The organism is Candidatus Tisiphia endosymbiont of Nemotelus nigrinus (assembly GCF_964026475.1).
GTDB lineage: Bacteria > Pseudomonadota > Alphaproteobacteria > Rickettsiales > Rickettsiaceae > Tisiphia.
This window is the reverse complement of record NZ_OZ032151.1, coordinates 1,040,091-1,059,574: the sequence shown is the minus strand read 5'-3', so window position 1 is coordinate 1,059,574 and position 19,484 is coordinate 1,040,091. Positions and strand designations below refer to the sequence as shown.

The following is a 19,484-nucleotide window of genomic DNA, read 5'->3' as shown; positions in this document are numbered from 1 at the left end:
TTTTATAATTTCTGCTACTTTTCCTTTGTTATAAAACCCTTCCTATAAACTTTTTTAAGTTTTTCACTGCATTCTATAAAATACATATCACTTATGTTATACCACCCAAAAACTATAGATATATACCTACAGTTAAAGTGTTTTTAAGCTTATAGCTATTCTGTTTAAGGCATTCATAATTGAAATACAAATAGTAATATCTACAATTTCTCTCTCAGAAAAATACTGTAATATTTCACCTTTCATTGCGTCAACTTCCTCGAAGAAACCCCGCGTTATTAATTCACACCATCTTAGAGCTATAACTTCTTTTTCACTAAATACCTCTTTACTAGAGGACCAAATTGGTAATAAATCTAATTTCTTTTGAGGCACATTATTCTTTCTAGCATCTGTAAGATGTAAATTGCAACAATAAAAGCAGCTATTTATTTGTGATACCCTCAGTTCAATTAAGGATCTTAGTCCATTATCAAGAGGAGATTCATTAAGACTTTCATAAGATTTATATATACATGACATTGTGTTCTTAGAGATTTCGGCATAATTCATTTTTTTCCTTTAGTATTATTTAGTTATTTAGTAAATATTATTCCTGAACAATGTCTATATCTAAACCATTTCATCTGTCAAGTAAAGAACTGACAAATTCAGTAATAAGTTAAATTCTATAACTATTCAAATAAATTTCTACTATCTTTTCATCATTTTGTTATTATACTACGAGTTATGATTATAATGAACTATAATAGCCATATATGAATCAACATATTGCAAATTTTTCTGATTCACTTGATGAAAAGAGTAATAATGCCCGTCAAGGGGGAGGGGAAGAAAGAATTGCCGTACAACATAAGAAAGGTAAGCTTACTGCTAGGGAAAGAATAGAACTATTGCTAGATCCTGAGAGTTTTGAAGAAACAGGAATGTTTGTTGAACATAGATGTAGTAATTTTGGAATGAACGATAAAAAATTCCTAGGTGATGCTGTAATAACTGGACATGGCACCATAAATGGTAGGTTAGTTTTTGTATATAGTCAAGATTTTACGGTATTCGGTGGTTCCCTTGGTGAGTATCATGCTAAAAAGATATGTTCTATACTTGATTCTGCTCTGGCGGTAGGAGCCCCAGTTATTGGAATAAATGATTCGGGAGGAGCAAGAATCCAAGAGGGAGTCGATGCTCTCGCTGGTTATGGCGAATTATTCCAACGCAATGTAATTGCTTCCGGTATTATTCCACAAATCACCTTAATTATGGGACCTTGTGCTGGAGGGGCTGTTTATTCTCCTGCCTTAACAGATTTTATCTTCATGGTTAAAAATACTTCTTATATGTTTGTAACAGGACCGGAGGTAGTTAAAACTGTTACAGGTGAAGAGGTAAGCCAAGAACAGCTTGGTGGTGCAAAAATGCATACTACAAAGAGTGGCGTTGCTGACCTTGCTTTTAAAAATGATATAGAGCTACTTCTAGAAACTAGAAGATTTTTTAATTTTTTACCTCTATCAAACCGTAATCCACTACCATGTCGTCGTACCGAAGATCCAGCTGATCGAGTTGATATGTCTCTAAACACCTTAGTCCCAAACATTCCAAACAAAGCTTATGATATGAAAGAATTAATTGAGCGTATTGTGGATGAAGGAGACTTTTTTGAGTTGCAACCAGATTTTGCTAAAAACGTTATAATCGGCTTTGGTTATATGGAAGGAAAATCTGTAGGATTTGTTGCGAATCAACCATTACATTTAGCTGGTTGTTTGGATATTAACGCATCAAGAAAGGCAGCAAGATTTGTACGTTTTTGTGATGCATTTAATATTCCGATAGTGACTCTAGTTGATGTACCAGGTTTTTTACCTGGTACTGCTCAAGAGTATAATGGGATTATTAAACATGGAGCAAAATTATTATATGCGTATGCTGAAGCAACTGTACCAAAAATTACCATAATTACTAGGAAAGCTTATGGTGGAGCTTATATAGTAATGAACTCAAAGCATCTTCGTGGTGATGTCAATTACGCTTGGTTTAATTCAGAAATTGCGGTACTTGGGGCTGAAGGGGCTGCTGAAATAATATTTAAAGAAGAATGTAAATATCCAGAATCAAAAAAACAGAAGATTCAGGAGTATAAAGATACTGTTACCTCTCCTTTTGTTGCAGCGTCTAGGGGCTATCTAGATGATATTATCAAACCTCAAAACACTAGATGGCGTATATGCAAAGCACTAAACTTTCTTCAAAACAAGAAAGTACAGTTACCATGGAAGAAACATGATAACTTGCCACTATAGGCACTAATCAAAGAGATATACGCAAAAATTAGTAAAGTGTATACTTCGTCTATTAGTAACAAGCAGTGTTATTGCTCCTCACAATAACACTTAGGTACACACCATCTTACTAATTCTGTGTGTATCTCATAGCTGTGAAGAAGATACACACAAAAATTAGTGAAATTATTTCTAATTACCTATTAGTGGGGAGCAGAACATCTGGTATAATACCTAATATTATATTTAAGCACGAGATTTTATGACTAAACCGTTATTTGATAAAATTCTAATCGCCAATCGTGGTGAAATAGCTTTGAGAATAATGCGAACACTAAAAAAGATGGGTATTACATCAGTTGCAGTATATTCGGAAACTGATACACATTCAATGCATGTACAATATGCTGATGAAGCTTATTATATCGGCAATTCTCCTGCCACTGAAAGTTATTTGTCAATTAAAAATATTATAAATGCTATTAGAGCGAGTGGTGCTGGGGCGGTACATCCAGGATATGGGTTTCTATCAGAAAATTCAAATTTCGCAAATATTCTAAAAAGGGAAGGAGTAACCTTAATAGGTCCAAATGCTTCTGCCATTAAGAAAATGGGCGATAAAATTGAAGCAAAGAAGATCGCTTTGGAAGCAGGAGTCAGCACAGTTCCTGGTTATATGGGTACTATCAGTACTATAAATCAGGCAATAGAAATTGCAGAGGGAATAGGTTTCCCTGTTATAGTTAAAGCAACAGCTGGTGGCGGTGGACGAGGAATGAGAGTGGTGAGGAACTCTGAGGAAATGGCTAATGCCTTTGAATCAGCTAAGCTTGAGGCAGTAAATAATTTTAGTGATGGTAGATTATTCATTGAAAAATTAATTAAGTCCCCAAGGCATATTGAAATACAATTATTAGCTGACCAGTATGGTAATAGTGTGTGTCTAGGTGAGAGAGAATGTTCAATTCAACGCTATCATCAAAAAGTGCTCGAAGAAGCCCCAAGCTCCTTTATTACCGAGGAAATACGACAAAAAATGTATCAAGAGACCGTGGCTTTATCTAGTAAAGTAGGTTATTATTCTGCTGGTACAGTTGAATTTATAGTTGATTTAAATAAGAATTTTTATTTTCTTGAAATGAATACTAGACTACAAGTTGAGCATCCAGTGACGGAGCTAATTACTGGTATTGATATAGTAGAAGAGATGATAAAAATTGCTGCTGGTGAGAAATTATCATTTTCCCAAGAAGATATAAAGTTAAAGGGTCACGCATTTGAATCTAGAATTTGTGCAGAAAATCCAATACGTGGATTTTTGCCGTCTGGTGGTAGAATTACTGAATATTCAGAGCCCCCAAAGAATGCTAATATCCGTGTGGATACTGGTTTCGGACTTGGAGGGGAAGTCAGTATGTTTTATGATTCAATGATTGCAAAACTTTGTACTTATGGAGAAACTAGAGAGCAAGCTATTGAAGTTATGCGTTCTGCTTTAAGCTCCTATATAATACAAGGTATTTCCCATAATATTAGTTTTCTAGAAGCAGTAATATCACATCCTCGCTTTATAGTAGGTGATATAAATACCGCGTTTATAGAAGAAGAATATCCAGATGGTTTCTCTGGGGCAAGCTTAACATCTGAAATTACTAAAATATTCCTTGCTACAACCATTTTTATTTATATGGCTGAGCAGAAACGGGCATCGTTAATTTCTGGTCAAATAATCGATCAAACCAATAAAATTGGTACTAGATGGGTTGTATCAATTGATGACAAGCTATTTTCAGTGTTAATTAAATCCGTAGATTATGGTTATAACATAAGACAAGAAAATGATAGAATCTACATACGCAGTAATTGGACTTTAGGTAGTAGGCTTTTTCCCTGTATTGTAAATGGTAGAAAAGCCAATGTAAAAATTGAAAATATCGTAACAGGCTATATGTTATCACATTCAGGCATTACTGTGAAAGCTTATGTTCGTTCTCCAAGAATGTCCGAACTAGAAGCGTTAATGATTACCAAAAATATCCAAGAAGAGCAAACAGAGATGAAAGCTCCGCTTGCAGGGCAAATTATTGCAATTAAAGTGCAAGAAGGTAGTGAAGTAATTGTTGGTCAAGAGATTATGGTTTTAACTGCTATGAAAATGGAAAATATACTTGTTGCTGAACGTAATGGAAAAATTGTTAAAATCCTAGTTAATGAAAAGGATCAGGTGGTTAGTGGTCAGGTATTACTAGAATTTGCTTAGGTAAAAAAATGTTGAATCACTTTTATCGATATCTTAGAAAATATTGTGATAGCAGTAAATTACTATTTGTCCTAATAATTATAGCCATCTTATTGGCTTGCTCAACCTATTATGTAATTTCAATTGAGTCAAAGTCTCTTGGACCAGACCCAATTAGAGTTATCGGACTCATATTAGTAGATCTTACTATATTCTTACTTTTAGGTATTTTATTAGCTCGTAAATTTTTACGAGCTTTTGTTGATAAAGAAGAAATCGATAAGTCTTCGAAATTACAAAATCGTATCATCATTGCCTTTAGTTTGGTTGCTACAATCCCAACTATTGTTGTTTCAGTATTTTCAGCATATTTTTTTAATTTTGGCATTCAGTCTTGGTTCGATAAAAAGATTTCTGCGGTGCTTGATCAATCGATAATAGTAGCAGAATCTTATATCAATGAGCATAAACTGCAATTGCGAGAAACAGCGTTATCTGTCGCTTATGATTTAAGTGAAATGTATTATGACTTAATACATAACCCCATTTTATTTAATGAAACATTAAATTCTGAAGCTGAAATGCGTTCTCTTGATGAAGTTATAGTTTTACATAAACCTACTAATACTGTTATTGCTAACACCTTCCTAAGTTTTGCAATTTCATTCGCTACTATTCCAGCTCATTTAATGAAAAGAGCTGAAATAGGAGAGATTGTTGAGATAAAATCTGATCCAACAAAGATTCGAATGCTTATAAAACTTAAAGAGCAGAATGATATATATTTATTGGTAGGTAGATTGATTGATGCTAAAATTACCGATCATATTGATAAAACTAACGGTGCAGCTGAGGAATATTATCGTCTTAAAAAACATATATCCAGTATGCAGATTAAATTTTTTATAGTATTTATTTTTATTGCATTATTACTGTTGTTAGCTGCAATAAGTTGGGGTATGATCTTTGCTACAAAGATAGTAACGCCTATTAGAAAATTAGTGAGTGCTGCTGAAAAAGTTAAAAATGGTGACTTAACCATCCAAGTGCCAGAAGACGTTATTAATAAAGATGAGATAAGTGTTTTATCCTCAGCTTTTAATAGGATGATTAAACAAATTGATCGTCAACAAAGAGATTTAGTTATAGCTCAGCGTGCACTTGCTTGGTCTGATGTTGCAAGGAAAGTAGCACATGAGATTAAGAACCCTTTGACACCCATTCACCTTGCCTCCGAAAGATTGTTGAGAAAATTTAGTAATCAAGTTGAAGATAAAGCGGAATTTAACAAATACATACAAATGATAGTACGTCACACTGATGATATTAAGAAGATTGTCTCTGAATTTGTTAATTTTGCAAGATTACCAGCCCCAGTATTTATGGATTGTGATCTAGTAATTCTTATAAAAAATATGGTTGAATCACGAAAATTAATTAATGATAAAATATTATATAAATTTATCACAACTGATCAGTATATAGATTTTATTTGCGACACAACTCAAATTAATCAAATCATGGTTAATTTATTAAAAAATGCCGAAGAATCTATAAGGCTTACTAGATTTCAACAGGGTATTATTACTGTTTCTATAACTAAATCTAATCATCAAGTTACTATTACAGTAGATGACAATGGGGTGGGTTTCCAAGCAAATTTAATTGATAGGGTAACAGAAGCTTATATAACAACTAGATCTAAAGGAACTGGTTTAGGGTTAGCTATTATCAAAAAAATAGCACAAGATCATTGTGCAACATTAGAATTAGCAAACCGGTCAGAAGGTGGCGCTATTATCAACATAACATTTAGCCTTGATGAATTAAAATTAAAGTTCAATAATTCGAAACAGATTATATAGCTAACCCGATAATGTTCTAGACACTTATATCTTTAAATTATGATATAAGTGTCTAGGGGTTTAGTCCCAAAGAGTGGTGGTGTGTATTATGAAGAATTACCATCAAGAGAGGAACACCTAGGAATGACATTTTTTATATCTTATTTTTTTAAAGAATTTTCTGATTAGATTTTCAGAAAATTTTGCTGAAAAGCCACTATATATTTCAGGACGGTAGAAACAAGATTTACTATTGAAGAAACGTCCCCCATTCTCAACTGCCCCCTGTTTTGGATCGTTTGCAGCATAAAATAATCTACCCATTCTGGCAAAAGATATTGCAGCAGAACACATTGCACATGGTTCTAAAGTAACATACATATCACAGTCTGATAAATTCTTACTAGCCAAAATCTGACAAGACTGATTTATTGCTACAATTTCAGCATGCAATATCGGATTATTTACTTGTTCAACAATATTATGAGTCTTTGCAATAACTTTGTTACTTACTCTATTGACTATAACAGCACCTACTGGAATTTCATTGTTATCTAAAGCAAGTTGTGCTTGCTTTAGAGCCTCCTCCATGAAAAAATTGTTAAACTGGCTTGATGTTTTCACGGTAATTAACTTTTTCTTCATAACCATATGGATCTAGATGAATAATTATTTCTGCCCCTGGAAACTCTAATAGCAATGCACTAGAAATTTGATCACTATGATAATGAGAACTATATAATGACATATCTCCATCCATTTCTATGTGACATTGTATAAATGGTTTACTTGCAGCATATCTAGTTTTCATTTCATGGATGCCTTTTACTTCTTTAAATTGAGTAATTATTGATAGAATTTTTGCTCTATCTTTTTCCGGCAGCTCTTCATCAATAAGATTCTTAAAAGCCTTTCTGAATAAAACATAAGAAGTATACATTATATATACTGAAATACCTATACCAAATAATGAATCTATAAACCAAAAACTAGTAGTTAAGTTTATGGAAACAATTACCGCAATATTTGTTAATAAATCTGTAAAATAATGTAATTTGTCTACTTTTATTATTTCCGAACCAGTCTTTTTTATTACATAACTTTGATAAGCCACCAAAATAAAAGTTAGGATAATACATAAATACATTACATTGATGCCAGACTCTATATTGTTTGGAACTGATCCATCTACAAGAGATTTTACTGAAGAAGAACAAATAAATAAACTAGAAACACAAAAGAATACTGATTGTGAAAAAATTGCTAAATCTTGGATTTTCTCATGCCCAAATCTATGGTGATAATCAGGAGGTTGCAGTGCAAAACGAATAGCAATTAAATTAATAAAAGACGATGAAATATCAAGCATAGCATCAATTAAAGATGCTAAAATAGACTGAGAATCAGTCACAAGCCATCCATAATATTTAATAAGTAAAATACATGTAGCTACAATAAAAGATACGTAAGATGCAGATTTAATTAAATTTTGATGCTCTAAAGTAGCCATATAAAATTTCAATTGTTTTATAATATAAAATACATTATTATCCGGCTTAGTATACTCTAATCAAGAGATGTGTCAAATTTAACAACTCTTAATAAGGTTTCTTGTATATCTTTAACTTAAAATTATATGGTTTTTATGAATTTAACATTCAAAATTACGGCAATTATTTTGGCAGCAACAATGTTGCATGGTTGTACCGGTATGAATAAACAAGGTGGTGGAACATTAATTGGTGGTGTAGCTGGTGGACTTTTAGGATCGCAATTTGGTAAAGGCACAGGGCGACTTGCAGCAACTGGTATAGGGGCTTTAGCTGGAGCCCTTATTGGTGGTCAAATTGGTCAGACTATGGATGAACATGATAGGCAGTTGGCACAATTAAGCTCTCAGAAAGCACTAGAAACTGGCGCTAGCGGTCAAAGCGTAGAGTGGCGTAATCCGGATAGTGGTAATTACGGATATGTAACACCAGAAAGAGCTTTTAAAAATGATCAAGGTCAATATTGTCGTGAATATACTCAAACAGCTGTTGTGGGTGGTAAGCAGGAGAAAGTTTATGGTAAAGCTTGTCGTAAACCTGATGGTCAGTGGGAAATTGTTAAATAAGCGTATCTGTTCAAGGGATTAGCTGAGATTTGGCGATGGAGCAACTAAAAGATGATTTTGCTTCTATAAACCAAATTTTAAGACGTAATTTTCACATCTTTTAATTAGTCTCCCCGTCAAAAGTCTAGAGATATAATATCTAATATGTGTAGCGAGTAAAAAAAGATAGAAAATCCATAAGAAAATGCTATAATAAGGGCATAAACCTTATGGATTAGTTGATTTATGCCGATAGAAAATATAGAGAAATCCTCAGTACATGATAAAAAGATTAACATGATATAATAATGGGCAATCTGGGAATTAATGGTTTAATAAACATGTCAATAATGCCAGTTAGTTCCTTATGCATTTTATCTTGATTTAAATATGTTCTTTGTAAATAATCAAGTCCATATCTGAAAATTGACATTGCTTTTCTACCGTGGGCTTTCAATTTTATAGGTTTAATGGAATGTCTCCATATGCCAACAGTATAAGCAAATGTAAAAGCTATAGCTAATATTCCTAGTAATTTGCTTATTCTATCTAAATGTACCAAATGAGTATTTTCAAAATTAAAACCCCTAGTTTTAAGGCAAGCAAAAAGACTTTCAATTTCCCAGCGTCTTTTGTAAATATCCAAAGCATGATAAGGATTATCATTGGTTGCTATAATTACTAACTCTCCTTCATCATTACGCAAAGCCGAAACAGAAACTTTAGACACTGTTAACAAAGCTTATTTAATTGGTGAATAAAGTCTTTTTTGCTGCAAATTATAAGATTTTTTTGAAATAGGTATACTATTCCGGCAAAAATCTTATTAATTTTCGCTAAAAAATCCATTAATTCATCAATCAAATAAGCTTTGTTAACAGTGTCTAATAGACTGGGTAATGCTAATCGGGTTAGCTATAAAATCTTGAAAATACTATTACCTAAACATTTTATTAAATTGTTGGCAAAGATTCTAAAAACTATTCTGCCAACTATTATAATTATTATGGTGATAAGGAAACTATAAATAATATCAGCTGGATAGTGCATAGCAAGAGTAATACGTGAGATTGCCACTAACAAAACAATCAAAAGGGCTATAATTTTTTGTCCCATTGTTATATATGACCAAATAAAGTAGGTAGTTAATAATGCTAACCCAGAATGACTGCTTGGAAAGCTGGATAAACATCTTTCAAGTTCAATATTAGCAATTGTTACAAAACTGTTAATAGGCAATGAGCAGAATGGTCTAGGTAGATTAACTGAAAACTTAAGTAGAGCATAAGTACAACCGAATATCGTATAAATTATACCAATCAATACCATTTTATTATAGATAGACCAAAATTTGATATGACGTTGATTAAAATCTTGCATCTTTTTTAGCTGAATGTAAAAATATACACAATATATCAAATAGGCGATAGCAAAGTTGGCAATATTAAAACAATAAGAGATAATTTGTAGAACATGAGCTATTATGCTAAAATGGTTAGTTATTCTATTGATCCACAAGAATATTTCTTGATTAAGACCTTGGAAATTATATAAAAGTTCAAACATTTTTAATTTTATTTAGTTTAAGTAAAATAATATTATGCTACAGATAACAGTACTAGGATGTGGCTCATCTCTTGGTTTACCAATAATTAATTGTGATTGCAGTACATGTAGCTCGACTTCAAGTTACAATAAAAGAACTAGATCATCAATATATATGGATGATGGTAATAGTCAAATTCTTGTTGATTTTGGTTTCGACATTAAAGGACAATTACTACGAGAAAAGATTAAAAAAGTGGATGGTGCTATATTAACCCACTATCATGCAGATCACGTTAATGGTATTGATGATTTACGGGTATTCCCATTCTTTCAGAAGAGACCTTTAGAAATTTTTACTGATAATGCTACAGCATTAAAAACTGAGAATCATCACCAACATTTGTTTGCTCCTGATAGGCTGATTGTAAGACCGGTAGATTTGTTTGCAAAATTTAAAATTAAGACCATAGATGTACAATTTCTTAGACAGCATCACGGTCCTATAGATAGTTTGGGTATTAGAGTGGGTGATTTTGTATATTCTAGTGATGTGGCAGCTTTCCCGGTAGAATCCAAACCATTCTTAAGAAACATCAAAGTGTGGATATTAGATTGTATGGCGTATGAATCTAATGATTGCCATGCAGGATTAGATAAAATTTTACAATGGAACGATGAATACAAGCCACAACAAATATTATTAACTAATATGAATCATTTTATTGATTATCACGAAATATCAAAAATATTGCCAAACAATATAAAACCTCTATATGATGGTTATAAATTTATAGTTTAGTATGATAATAGTTGATAAGGTTTCAAAAAAGTATAGTAAAACCTATGCAGTCAAAGATGTTAGTCTCGAGTTCAAAAAAAAGGAAACTATAGCAATTATAGGTTCTTCTGGTAGTGGTAAATCCACTTTATTGCGGATTATCAATGCTTTAGAAATACCTACTACCGGGCAAGTATTCATCGATAACAAAAAGTTGACTCAAAAGAATAAAAGGAAACTTTGTCTTAAAATTGGTATGGTTTTTCAAGCCTTTAATCTTTTCCCGCATTTAAATGTTCAAGACAATTTAATATATGCTCCTGTTAATATTTTAGGAATGAAACCAGTGACTGCCATTTCTAATGCGGAAAAATTATTAGAACAATTTGGTTTAAAACAGAAAATTACTGCTTTCCCTATCAATCTATCTGGGGGGCAAAAGCAGCGAATAGCAATTTGTCGAGCCTTGATGATGAATCCAGAAATAATGTTATTTGACGAGCCTACTTCAGCTCTAGACCCTGAAAATATTAAAGATATTATTGATATTATCTCTTTATTAAGAAGTCAAATGATGATGATCGTTGTTACTCACCATATTAAATTTGCCAAAGCGATAGCAGATAGGATAATTTTTATGAATCACGGACAAGTTTTAGGTGATCAACCAGCAGCAGAATTTTTTGAAAAACCAAAATCTCATAGAGCAAGATTATTTTTAGAGAATATAGGTGACTTAATGTGAGCAATAAAAGTCTTATAAAATTAACAATGCTTCTATGTATTAGTACTGTCATTACCTTCTTGATACGTAAATTGATAGATACACAATTTCCTGAATTTTCTTGGAGTAATCAGAATAGTATATCTTGCTTTATAATGATTTTGATTATTATCAGTATCGTTTATAATTCCCTTAGTCAGAAGGGAATAAAGATAGTTTTTATTCAATTATTAACTTGGGGGGCAATTTTCTTAATCGTAATTATTGGTTATGCTTTCAGATTTGAATTAAATTATACAACACAAAGAGTCATATCCGTACTAATACCATCACATAATTGGGTTAATAAACAAGGGGAACTAGTGATTAGTCGTAGTAGTGATGGACATTTTTATATTAATGCATTAGTAAATGGAATAAAAATTAAATTTATGATTGATACCGGAGCAAGTGATGTTGCCCTTACTACTAGCGATGCTAAAATGTTAGGATTTGACTTATCAAAACTAAATTACACTAGAACTTACTCGACAGCTAACGGTACGAGTAAGGATGCTCCCGTGAGATTAAATAGTATAGAGATTGATAACAGGGCTTTTTTTAGAAATGTCGAAGCTCACATAGGTACTGGTGGTCTTGATATATCACTACTAGGCATGTCAGTATTAGAGCGTTTTAAAAGTTTCAGAATAGATCGGGATATGTTGATTTTAAGTTGGTAAGAGTCTATCCTCCTCTCACTCCCTCCTTGTTTTACATTCCAATTCTCCAAATCATTTGAGTATACTAGACACTTAACAAAGCTTGTTTGATTGATGAATTAATCGATTTTTTAGCGAAAATTAATAAGATTTTTGCCGGAATAGTATACCTATTTCAAAAAAATCTTATAATTTGCAGCAAAAAAGACTTTATTCACCAACTAAATAAGCTTTGTTAAGTGTTAGGCAACATGAGGCAAGGAAGATTTATAAAACCTTCAATTTCAAGCGATCAGAGATGGTTGAAATATCTATAAAATAACTCACCTTACGCATAACCCCCATGACAATTTAAAAATTGCAGAAAAGTACAAGACGCTATTAGCGAAACCACGTAGTGGTTGTGGCAATCCACATTCGTTACAATTGCTTCGTTGCCACACCAAGGTGGCTTCTCGCTAATAGCGTCTTGTACTTTTCTGCAATAACGATATAGTTTAAACATAAACTGGGAAATTATCTAGCAACTTTTCAACCTGTTGGAAAATTTTTTGCTCACAATCACTATTATCTTCAGCAGTTTTCAAGCCATCTAATACATCGCTAATCATATTACCAACTTCGACAAATTCTTTTTCTTTAAATCCTCTAGTGGTGCATGCGGGAGTACCAAGCCTAATACCAGAAGTAATAAATGGTGAAGTGGCATCAAATGGTATAGCATTTTTATTACAGGTTATCCCTGCTCTTTCAAGTGAATCTGCTGCCATCTTACCAGTTATACCATATTTTCGTAAGTCCACTAATACTATATGATTATCAGTACCGTTAGTTAAAATATCATAGCCTCTTGCCATTAAACTGTTAGCAAGAGCTTTTGCATTACTCATAACCTGTTTTATATAAAGATGATAATTTTGTGTTAAGGCTTCCAAAAACGCTACTGCTTTTGCTGCAACAATATGCATTAATGGTCCACCTTGCAGCCCAGGAAATAAAGCAGAATTTATCTTTTTACCCAATTCCTCATCATTTGACAGAATAAGACCACCACGTGGACCACGCAGAGTTTTATGAGTAGTAGAAGTCACGACATGAGCATAAGGCAAAGGACTTGGATGCTCACCTACCGCAACTAATCCAGCAATATGAGCAATATCCGCTAGCAAATATGCCCCTACTCTATCAGCAATCTCCCTAAATTTAGCAAAATCTAATTGGCGTGAGTGGGCGGAATAGCCAGCTATAATTAATTTTGGTTTATGCTGCACTGCTAATTGCTCTATTTGCTGATAATCAATTAGATAAGTCTCCTTATTTACCGAATAGAACACAGAGTTAAACCATTTGCCAGACAAGTTAGGCGAAGCACCATGAGTCAAATGCCCCCCAGTATCTAGCGACATACCAAGTATAGTATCATGTGGTTTTAATAGAGTTAAAAATACTGCCTGATTAGCCTGAGAGCCGGAATGAGGCTGAACATTAGCATATTTACAATTAAATAGTTTTTTAACCCGCTCTATAGCTAAATCCTCAGCTTTATCAACCTCTATGCAACCATTATAATAGCGTTTCCCCGGATATCCTTCAGCATATTTATTGGTCAGAATTGAGCCTTGTGCTTCTAATATTGCTGGGCTTACAAAGTTCTCAGAGGCAATCAATTCAATAAAATCATGCTGTCGTTTTTTTTCACCATTAATAATTTGGTGTATTTCGTTATCTGTTTCAGACAATTTATTGGTAAAGATATTCATTGATTTAACCTACTATTTAATAACCAAGGTCATTGCGAGGAGGCATAAGCCAAGGAAGCAATTTTTAGCTGCTTTTATGGATTGCTTCCTCGACCTACGACCTTCCCCTCGCAATGACGATGTGGATGCATAATGCAAGACCACGTGAGCGGTCGTGGCAATTCACTTCTGATTACTTTCTAGATTGCTTTGTTGCCGCTAAAGTAGCTTCTCGCAATTACACCAGCTGTTTTCCCCTATAATTTTTAACTGCCGTGACCTATTTTAAGGGTTTTTATAAACTTAACGGCAAATTGTATCCCCCTATCATCAATAGAATGCACAAGATTTGGTATTTTGCAGTTACTATAAGCAATATTATGTTTCTGTAAATATTCTATTATTTCGTCCATGCTACTTACATCAACTACATCATCTGATTCACCATGTATTACACAAACTGGTGTAGTTTTATTGATACATTCTTGTGGCGAAATTAATCTGCCAGAAAACCCTACCACACAATTAAAAGGTTCTTTTTGTATAAAATTTAAATATAGTCCCATCATGGTTCCCTGTGAAAACCCAATTATGATGGTATCTTTATTGGTTAAATTTAGCTCTAGCTGTTTCTTTTGAATTATACTAGTAACTAAACCGCTATTTTTAGCAGCTAATTCCTTGACTATGTCAGGGGTACGGTTATTTAAACTAAACCACTGTCTGCCATAAGGAGCATTATCAAATTTTTCAACACCATGCGGGGCAATAAAATGACAATCAGGTAATTCTTTAGACATAAAAGGAACTAATCCTATTAAATCATTTCCATCTGAACCAAGTCCATGTAATAATACAACTAGCTTTTTACATTCGCTGTTCAAACTTTTTACTTCCGGATAAGATAATATTTCATTTTTAGTCATTTTTTAAGCTCTTAATTTTATAGTTCGCCTAGTAAAGGTCATCCTGAACTTGTTTCAGGATGACTTTTGCCTCAAGATGACACCCCAGTTAACCTAGCAATAGTTCTATTAGCTTCCTCCAGTTCTTGTTTAGTATTTACTCCAACCACTATGTCATGGTCAGAAGATAGAAGATATGATACTTCTTCTCCAGCATCCTTAACGATTTTTACCAGTTCCGTTAAATACAACTCTTTTAATTTATCAGGTTTCTCTAAAAAAATAGTAGGTAAATATTTTTTTAATATACCGCTGGCAAAAGCCATAATACCAGAATTACAAATTGTTATATCTAGCTCCTCGCTCGTTGCTTGTTTAAATTCGACAATCCTTAAAAAATTCCCTAATTCATCAGTAACTATTCGTCCATATTGTCCAGGATTATCTCGCTTAAAGCACAATGTTGTTATGGCAGAATTTGTTGACACTAGATGCTCTAGTAAATCATTAATAATATCTACGGTAATTAAAGGATTATCTCCATAAAGTACTGCCACAATTTTGTTCTCATCAATTAAATCCATAGCACTATACACCGCATGAGCAGTACCAAGAGGTTCTGGCTGCAAGACAAATTTACAAATATCTTTATAACAAGCAATATGTTCTTCTAATTGCCATGAATGAACCAAAATAACTTCATTGCTCACTTGCTTTGCATTGGTTATCACCCTATCAAGCATCGGTTTACCACCAACTTTATGCATTACTTTTGGCAAAGTAGAATCCATTCTTTTACCATTACCTGCAGCTAAAACAATAATTTGGCACTCCATATTAAACATCCTTCATAGTTTCATAAATTGCATCAGATAATTCATAATTACCAAAAACTTTCTGCACATCATCACTTTCTTCTAAAATATCCACTAATTTTAGTAGCTTCTCCGCCTTATCTTTGTCCTCTATGATCGTGACATTCTTAGGCATCCAACCTATGTAAGATTCTTCAGGATGCCCATATTTATTGGTTAGAAATTCAAGAGCTTGTACAAAGTTCTCAATATCTGTGTAGATTAAATATGTATCTTCTTCAGAAATCATATCTTTTGCTCCCGCCTCTAGGCTACTGTCAAACATATCTTCTGTTGTTGCTAAATTTGCTGGATATTGTATTACTCCAAGATGATCAAACATATAACTGACACTGCCAGTCTCACCTAAATTACCACCAAATTTACTAAAAGCTGCCCTAATCTCCGCAGCCGTACGATTTTTATTATCAGTTAAAGCTTCTATTATTATCGCAATCCCACCAGGAGCAAAGCCCTCATATCTAATTTCTGTATAATTTTCGTTATTACTCGAATCACTGGCTGCACTTATCGCCTTATCTATTCGCTCTTTTGGCAAATTTTGACTCCGAGCTGCCGCTATACTACTCCGCAACCGTGGATTATTGCTTATATCAACTCCTAGTTTAGCAGCAGTAATAATTTCTCTAACTAACTTAGTAAAAATCTTTGCCCTTTTTTTATCTTGTGCACCTTTTCGATGCTGAATATTTTTAAATTTTGAATGACCTGCCATATTGTAATCTTAAATCATTTTAAAAAATCTACTCATTATAGCTAATCCGGTTAGTATTTATCCACAGCAAACTGGCGTCATTGCGAGGAGGCGTAAACCGACGAAGCAATCCATTCTAATTTCTTTTATAGATTGCTTCGTTCGGGCTTCGCGCCTCCTCGCAATGACGTTGGAGTAAAGCTAATCAGGTTAACTATAGTAAGCCGGATCGTATCAGAAGGCTACTTAAAGTCAATAATAAATTCTTCAAGTTACAGAAGTAATTCTTGAAACCCATCTTTGATCGAATAAGTATGCACATTAGTAGCACCAGCATATTGTATCAATAACCTTGTCATTTCATGCATTTGCTCTTTTAACAACCGATCTCCATCAAAACTAAAAATTACTGTAATAATATCAGTCGTTGAGTCCTGAATTAAAGCCTTACTTGAATCAGATGTAGGGCTGCCAAATGGTCCATCCCGATCACATAATACGGGTAAATGCTCAAGATTAATTGCCCTATTTGTAGTGCCAATATAAGTTTCCCCTGATTTTCCTGGTCGAAATTCAATATCTCCTGATAACTTAGATAAATCATAAGATCCTACAGACCGTAACGAAGTAATAGAAACATAATTATTTATGTCTACAACCGTATTAATTTGATATAATCCCTTATCTGAAAGAATTCTTTTTAATAAAGCTTCATTAGATCCTAGATAACTAGAAACTTTTACTCCTAAGTTCTTGTAAGCATCGCGTAAAGCTTTAATAGGAATCAATTCACTAATTGTTTTAGGATCATGTTTTCTTTGACTTTTGCTACTATCTTGCAATAAATCCCATAAGTTTTGGTTTAATGAACTTACTTGCACCTTTGCTGTAATAACTCCTAATACTAGAACCCCTCCTGAGGCTTCTATCAATTCTTTGCTGATACTTATTCGTCTGTTAAACCCTCGCACCACACTTTCCATAATTGAATCTCCAATAATTTAATAATAAATTCTTCAAGTTTTTTTAGCATCCCTTATTTTTTACTTTAATAAAACTACATATCATCTTATTATTAGCTAATTCGTTAAGGTTCTAGATAGCCTCTCCGTCATTGCGAGGAACTACTTTAGTAGCGACGAAGCACAATCCAAAAGACCAGAAGAGGATTGCTTCGTAGCAGCAATCCTCTTCCTCGCAATGACATTTAGGAACTAATAACAATTTAGCTATATTGTCCGACTATAGCATATAGAGTTAAGCCCACTAAGTATTATTTATGAAAAAATTTGTAATTTTATATCTTTTATTTGCTCACGATTGCCTAGCATCAGAACCTCAGGCGTGGCAAATGCTGCTGCAAACTCCAGCAAGCCCTCTTATGGAGGAGCTACAGGGGTTTCATAATTTCTTGCTACTCATATCAGGGGAAATAGTTCTCTTTATTTTTGTTCTACTAATGTATGTTTGTATCAGATTCAATGCTAAAGCAAATCCCATTCCAGCAAAATTCTCTCATAATATATTGATTGAAGTTATTTGGACAATAATTCCGATAATAATTTTGATTATTATTGCTGTACCATCGTTCCGTATTTTACGGTTTGCTGAAAAAATTCCTGAAGTAGATATGACGGTTAAAGTTGTAGGATATCAATGGTACTGGCACTATATCTACCCTGATCATGATAATATTGAGTTTGATAGTTATTTAATTACTGATGAAAACTTAAAACTTGGTCAAAAAAGACTATTAGAAGTTGACAACCGTATTATTATACCAGAAAATACTACTGTAAAATTTTTAATTACCGCAGGAGATGTTATACATAGTTTTGCAGTACCAGCATTAGGCATAAAGATGGATGCAGTTCCTGGGAAAATCAACGAAACTTGGACTAAAATTAACAAGAAAGGTGTATATTACGGTCAGTGTTCAGAGCTTTGTGGTGTTAATCACGGTTTTATGCCGATTGCCATTGAAGTGGTAAGCAAGGAAGACTTCCAAAATTGGCTGATTGCAACAAAAAGTAAATTCTCTATGAAAGCAAAAACAAACGTTATTGCGAAGAGATCATGAGGTCGACGAAGCAACCCTTTTTAGAGAATCAATTTTATAGTCATCCTGAATTTATTTCAGGATCTTGTTAAATGTATATAGAGCCTGAAACAAGTTCAGGATGACCGTGGACGGTCTGTTGTTCATGCCTTTGGCCTAGGATGACATCAGCGATTTTACTCAGACACTATAAATAATAAATATTTTTTAAGTTAAATTAAGTGAAAAGCTTAGTGCTAGATATTTTTAGTATATACTCAAAATAAAAGTTAATATTCACTAAATGAACGAGGTTTTATGGTACAGTCTAGCAATAATTATCCACATATTTACCCAAAACAGGTTAAAGAAACTATATTTTTAAAACATTTTATTCATAATCCTAACATAATGGTAGGTGATTATAGTTACTATCATGATAACCACTATCCAGAACAGTTTGAACGTAATAATATTATAGGCTGTCACCAGTGTAAGTTAATTATCGGTAAGTTTTGTGCTATTGCCAAGGGAACTACTTTCATCATGGATGATGTAAACCATCTTATGGATGGTTTTTCTACTTATCCATTTTTTATTTTTGAAGGTTGGAATACTTATACTCCAACTTGCAACAAGGTTAGAAGTACAATAGTTGGCAATGATGTGTGGTTTGGTATCAATGCAGTCATTATGCCGGGAGTAACAATAGGGGATGGAGCAATTATCGGAGCATATGCAGTGGTCACCAAGGATGTACCACCCTACTCTATCGTTGCAGGTAATCCTAGTCGAATTATTAGGAAAAGATTCTCAGATGATATAATCAATGAGTTAGTACAAATAAAATGGTGGGATTGGAATTATGATAAAATTACTAGAAATATCGAAGTCATAGTAGGGGCGGATATTAAACAACTTAAAGATTGTAAGTAGTAAAATATGTATAAAGTTTTTTTCCTAAAAACGCAAAAAACCTACCATTCTTTGTGTTATTTCGGTATTTTTATTATAATGCTTAC

The 19,484-nt window shown here is 33.2% G+C and carries 19 protein-coding genes; 9 read left to right on the top strand and 10 right to left on the bottom strand.

Features of this window, described 5'->3' with window-relative positions:
* Positions 1–132: 132 nt before the first annotated feature.
* The gene (locus tag AAGD39_RS05035) at positions 133–552 is read right to left on the bottom strand and encodes a carboxymuconolactone decarboxylase family protein (RefSeq protein ID WP_341756302.1); all 420 of its coding nucleotides are present in this window, start codon (positions 550–552) and stop codon (positions 133–135) included.
* A 206-nt stretch (positions 553–758) separates the two neighbouring features.
* On the opposite strand from AAGD39_RS05035, the gene AAGD39_RS05030 reads away from it, so the two are divergent.
* The 3 genes from AAGD39_RS05030 to AAGD39_RS05020 all read left to right on the top strand — a co-directional run bounded on the left by AAGD39_RS05030 (position 759) and on the right by AAGD39_RS05020 (position 6,386).
* On the top strand, positions 759–2,303 hold the full coding sequence (locus tag AAGD39_RS05030; RefSeq protein WP_341756301.1) for an acyl-CoA carboxylase subunit beta: 1,545 nt from the start codon (positions 759–761) through the stop codon (positions 2,301–2,303).
* Positions 2,304–2,544: 241 nt separating this feature from the next.
* Positions 2,545–4,542, top strand: coding sequence for an acetyl/propionyl/methylcrotonyl-CoA carboxylase subunit alpha (locus tag AAGD39_RS05025; protein WP_341756300.1), 1,998 nt, complete (start codon positions 2,545–2,547; stop codon positions 4,540–4,542).
* Between the two features lie 8 nt (positions 4,543–4,550).
* Positions 4,551–6,386, top strand: coding sequence for a sensor histidine kinase NtrY-like (locus tag AAGD39_RS05020; RefSeq protein ID WP_341756299.1), 1,836 nt, complete (start codon positions 4,551–4,553; stop codon positions 6,384–6,386).
* Positions 6,387–6,503: 117 nt separating this feature from the next.
* On the opposite strand, the gene AAGD39_RS05015 is transcribed toward AAGD39_RS05020, so the two are convergent.
* Both AAGD39_RS05015 and AAGD39_RS05010 read right to left on the bottom strand, forming a co-directional pair.
* The gene (locus AAGD39_RS05015; RefSeq protein WP_375318613.1) at positions 6,504–7,010 is read right to left on the bottom strand and encodes a nucleoside deaminase; all 507 of its coding nucleotides are present in this window, start codon (positions 7,008–7,010) and stop codon (positions 6,504–6,506) included.
* A complete protein-coding gene (locus tag AAGD39_RS05010) occupies positions 6,967–7,875 on the bottom strand; it encodes a cation diffusion facilitator family transporter (protein ID WP_341756298.1) in 909 nt (302 codons plus the stop codon). The genes AAGD39_RS05015 and AAGD39_RS05010 overlap by 44 nt, the downstream gene beginning before the upstream one ends.
* Before the next feature lie 135 nt (positions 7,876–8,010).
* Between AAGD39_RS05010 and AAGD39_RS05005 the strand changes: the two genes are divergently transcribed.
* Positions 8,011–8,481 carry an RT0821/Lpp0805 family surface protein gene (locus AAGD39_RS05005; RefSeq protein ID WP_341756297.1) on the top strand — a complete coding sequence of 157 codons (471 nt, stop codon included), beginning with the start codon at positions 8,011–8,013 and terminating at the stop codon, positions 8,479–8,481.
* 271 nt (positions 8,482–8,752) lie between these two features.
* Here the strand turns inward: AAGD39_RS05005 and AAGD39_RS05000 are convergent, their stop codons facing one another.
* Positions 8,753–9,190, bottom strand: coding sequence for a transposase (locus AAGD39_RS05000; protein ID WP_341756296.1), 438 nt, complete (start codon positions 9,188–9,190; stop codon positions 8,753–8,755).
* 185 nt (positions 9,191–9,375) lie between these two features.
* Positions 9,376–10,026, bottom strand: a complete 651-nt coding sequence (locus AAGD39_RS04995; protein WP_341756295.1) for a phosphatase PAP2 family protein — start codon at positions 10,024–10,026, stop codon at positions 9,376–9,378.
* A gap of 34 nt (positions 10,027–10,060) precedes the next feature.
* Between AAGD39_RS04995 and AAGD39_RS04990 the strand changes: the two genes are divergently transcribed.
* The 3 genes from AAGD39_RS04990 to AAGD39_RS04980 are packed head-to-tail and all read left to right on the top strand — an operon-like array spanning position 10,061 to position 12,232.
* Complete coding sequence (locus AAGD39_RS04990; RefSeq protein ID WP_341756294.1) at positions 10,061–10,807, top strand: MBL fold metallo-hydrolase; 747 nt, start codon at positions 10,061–10,063, stop codon at positions 10,805–10,807.
* Position 10,808: 1 nt separating this feature from the next.
* Entirely contained in the window at positions 10,809–11,531 is a 723-nt protein-coding gene (locus AAGD39_RS04985) for an amino acid ABC transporter ATP-binding protein (RefSeq protein ID WP_341756293.1), read from the top strand.
* A gap of 26 nt (positions 11,532–11,557) precedes the next feature.
* A complete protein-coding gene (locus AAGD39_RS04980) occupies positions 11,558–12,232 on the top strand; it encodes a TIGR02281 family clan AA aspartic protease (RefSeq protein ID WP_341756292.1) in 675 nt (224 codons plus the stop codon).
* A 476-nt stretch (positions 12,233–12,708) separates the two neighbouring features.
* On the opposite strand, the gene glyA is transcribed toward AAGD39_RS04980, so the two are convergent.
* The 5 genes from glyA to AAGD39_RS04955 all read right to left on the bottom strand — a co-directional run bounded on the left by glyA (position 12,709) and on the right by AAGD39_RS04955 (position 17,407).
* Entirely contained in the window at positions 12,709–13,971 is a 1,263-nt protein-coding gene (gene glyA / locus AAGD39_RS04975) for a serine hydroxymethyltransferase (RefSeq protein ID WP_341756291.1), read from the bottom strand.
* A gap of 245 nt (positions 13,972–14,216) precedes the next feature.
* Positions 14,217–14,876, bottom strand: a complete 660-nt coding sequence (locus AAGD39_RS04970) for a dienelactone hydrolase family protein (protein ID WP_341756290.1) — start codon at positions 14,874–14,876, stop codon at positions 14,217–14,219.
* A gap of 71 nt (positions 14,877–14,947) precedes the next feature.
* Complete coding sequence (locus tag AAGD39_RS04965) at positions 14,948–15,700, bottom strand: sugar phosphate nucleotidyltransferase (protein ID WP_375318620.1); 753 nt, start codon at positions 15,698–15,700, stop codon at positions 14,948–14,950.
* On the bottom strand, positions 15,693–16,445 hold the full coding sequence (locus tag AAGD39_RS04960) for a YebC/PmpR family DNA-binding transcriptional regulator (RefSeq protein WP_341756288.1): 753 nt from the start codon (positions 16,443–16,445) through the stop codon (positions 15,693–15,695). Before AAGD39_RS04960 ends, AAGD39_RS04965 begins: the two co-directional genes overlap by 8 nt.
* A 251-nt stretch (positions 16,446–16,696) precedes the next feature.
* Positions 16,697–17,407, bottom strand: coding sequence for a B3/4 domain-containing protein (locus AAGD39_RS04955; RefSeq protein ID WP_341756287.1), 711 nt, complete (start codon positions 17,405–17,407; stop codon positions 16,697–16,699).
* A 296-nt stretch (positions 17,408–17,703) separates the two neighbouring features.
* Here AAGD39_RS04955 and coxB point away from each other — a divergent pair, with 296 nt between their 5' ends.
* Positions 17,704–18,504: a cytochrome c oxidase subunit II gene (gene coxB / locus AAGD39_RS04950; RefSeq protein ID WP_341756286.1), complete on the top strand. Its 801-nt coding sequence runs from the start codon at positions 17,704–17,706 to the stop codon at positions 18,502–18,504.
* Positions 18,505–18,780: 276 nt separating this feature from the next.
* Positions 18,781–19,398, top strand: coding sequence for a CatB-related O-acetyltransferase (locus AAGD39_RS04945; protein ID WP_341756285.1), 618 nt, complete (start codon positions 18,781–18,783; stop codon positions 19,396–19,398).
* Positions 19,399–19,484: the final 86 nt, after the last annotated feature.

Bases quoted from the DNA above. Each gene is read 5' to 3' on its own strand.
- AAGD39_RS05035 (WP_341756302.1), bottom strand. From the start codon at position 552: ATGAATTATGCCGAAATCTCTAAGAACACAATGTCATGTATATATAAA.
- AAGD39_RS05030 (WP_341756301.1), top strand. From the start codon at position 759: ATGAATCAACATATTGCAAATTTTTCTGATTCACTTGATGAAAAGAGT.
- AAGD39_RS05025 (WP_341756300.1), top strand. From the start codon at position 2,545: ATGACTAAACCGTTATTTGATAAAATTCTAATCGCCAATCGTGGTGAA.
- AAGD39_RS05020 (WP_341756299.1), top strand. From the start codon at position 4,551: ATGTTGAATCACTTTTATCGATATCTTAGAAAATATTGTGATAGCAGT.
- AAGD39_RS05015 (WP_375318613.1), bottom strand. From the start codon at position 7,010: ATGAAGAAAAAGTTAATTACCGTGAAAACATCAAGCCAGTTTAACAAT.
- AAGD39_RS05010 (WP_341756298.1), bottom strand. From the start codon at position 7,875: ATGGCTACTTTAGAGCATCAAAATTTAATTAAATCTGCATCTTACGTA.
- AAGD39_RS05005 (WP_341756297.1), top strand. From the start codon at position 8,011: ATGAATTTAACATTCAAAATTACGGCAATTATTTTGGCAGCAACAATG.
- AAGD39_RS04995 (WP_341756295.1), bottom strand. From the start codon at position 10,026: ATGTTTGAACTTTTATATAATTTCCAAGGTCTTAATCAAGAAATATTC.
- AAGD39_RS04990 (WP_341756294.1), top strand. From the start codon at position 10,061: ATGCTACAGATAACAGTACTAGGATGTGGCTCATCTCTTGGTTTACCA.
- AAGD39_RS04985 (WP_341756293.1), top strand. From the start codon at position 10,809: ATGATAATAGTTGATAAGGTTTCAAAAAAGTATAGTAAAACCTATGCA.
- AAGD39_RS04980 (WP_341756292.1), top strand. From the start codon at position 11,558: ATGCTTCTATGTATTAGTACTGTCATTACCTTCTTGATACGTAAATTG.
- glyA (WP_341756291.1), bottom strand. From the start codon at position 13,971: ATGAATATCTTTACCAATAAATTGTCTGAAACAGATAACGAAATACAC.
- AAGD39_RS04970 (WP_341756290.1), bottom strand. From the start codon at position 14,876: ATGACTAAAAATGAAATATTATCTTATCCGGAAGTAAAAAGTTTGAAC.
- AAGD39_RS04965 (WP_375318620.1), bottom strand. From the start codon at position 15,700: ATGTTTAATATGGAGTGCCAAATTATTGTTTTAGCTGCAGGTAATGGT.
- AAGD39_RS04960 (WP_341756288.1), bottom strand. From the start codon at position 16,445: ATGGCAGGTCATTCAAAATTTAAAAATATTCAGCATCGAAAAGGTGCA.
- AAGD39_RS04955 (WP_341756287.1), bottom strand. From the start codon at position 17,407: ATGGAAAGTGTGGTGCGAGGGTTTAACAGACGAATAAGTATCAGCAAA.
- coxB (WP_341756286.1), top strand. From the start codon at position 17,704: ATGAAAAAATTTGTAATTTTATATCTTTTATTTGCTCACGATTGCCTA.
- AAGD39_RS04945 (WP_341756285.1), top strand. From the start codon at position 18,781: ATGGTACAGTCTAGCAATAATTATCCACATATTTACCCAAAACAGGTT.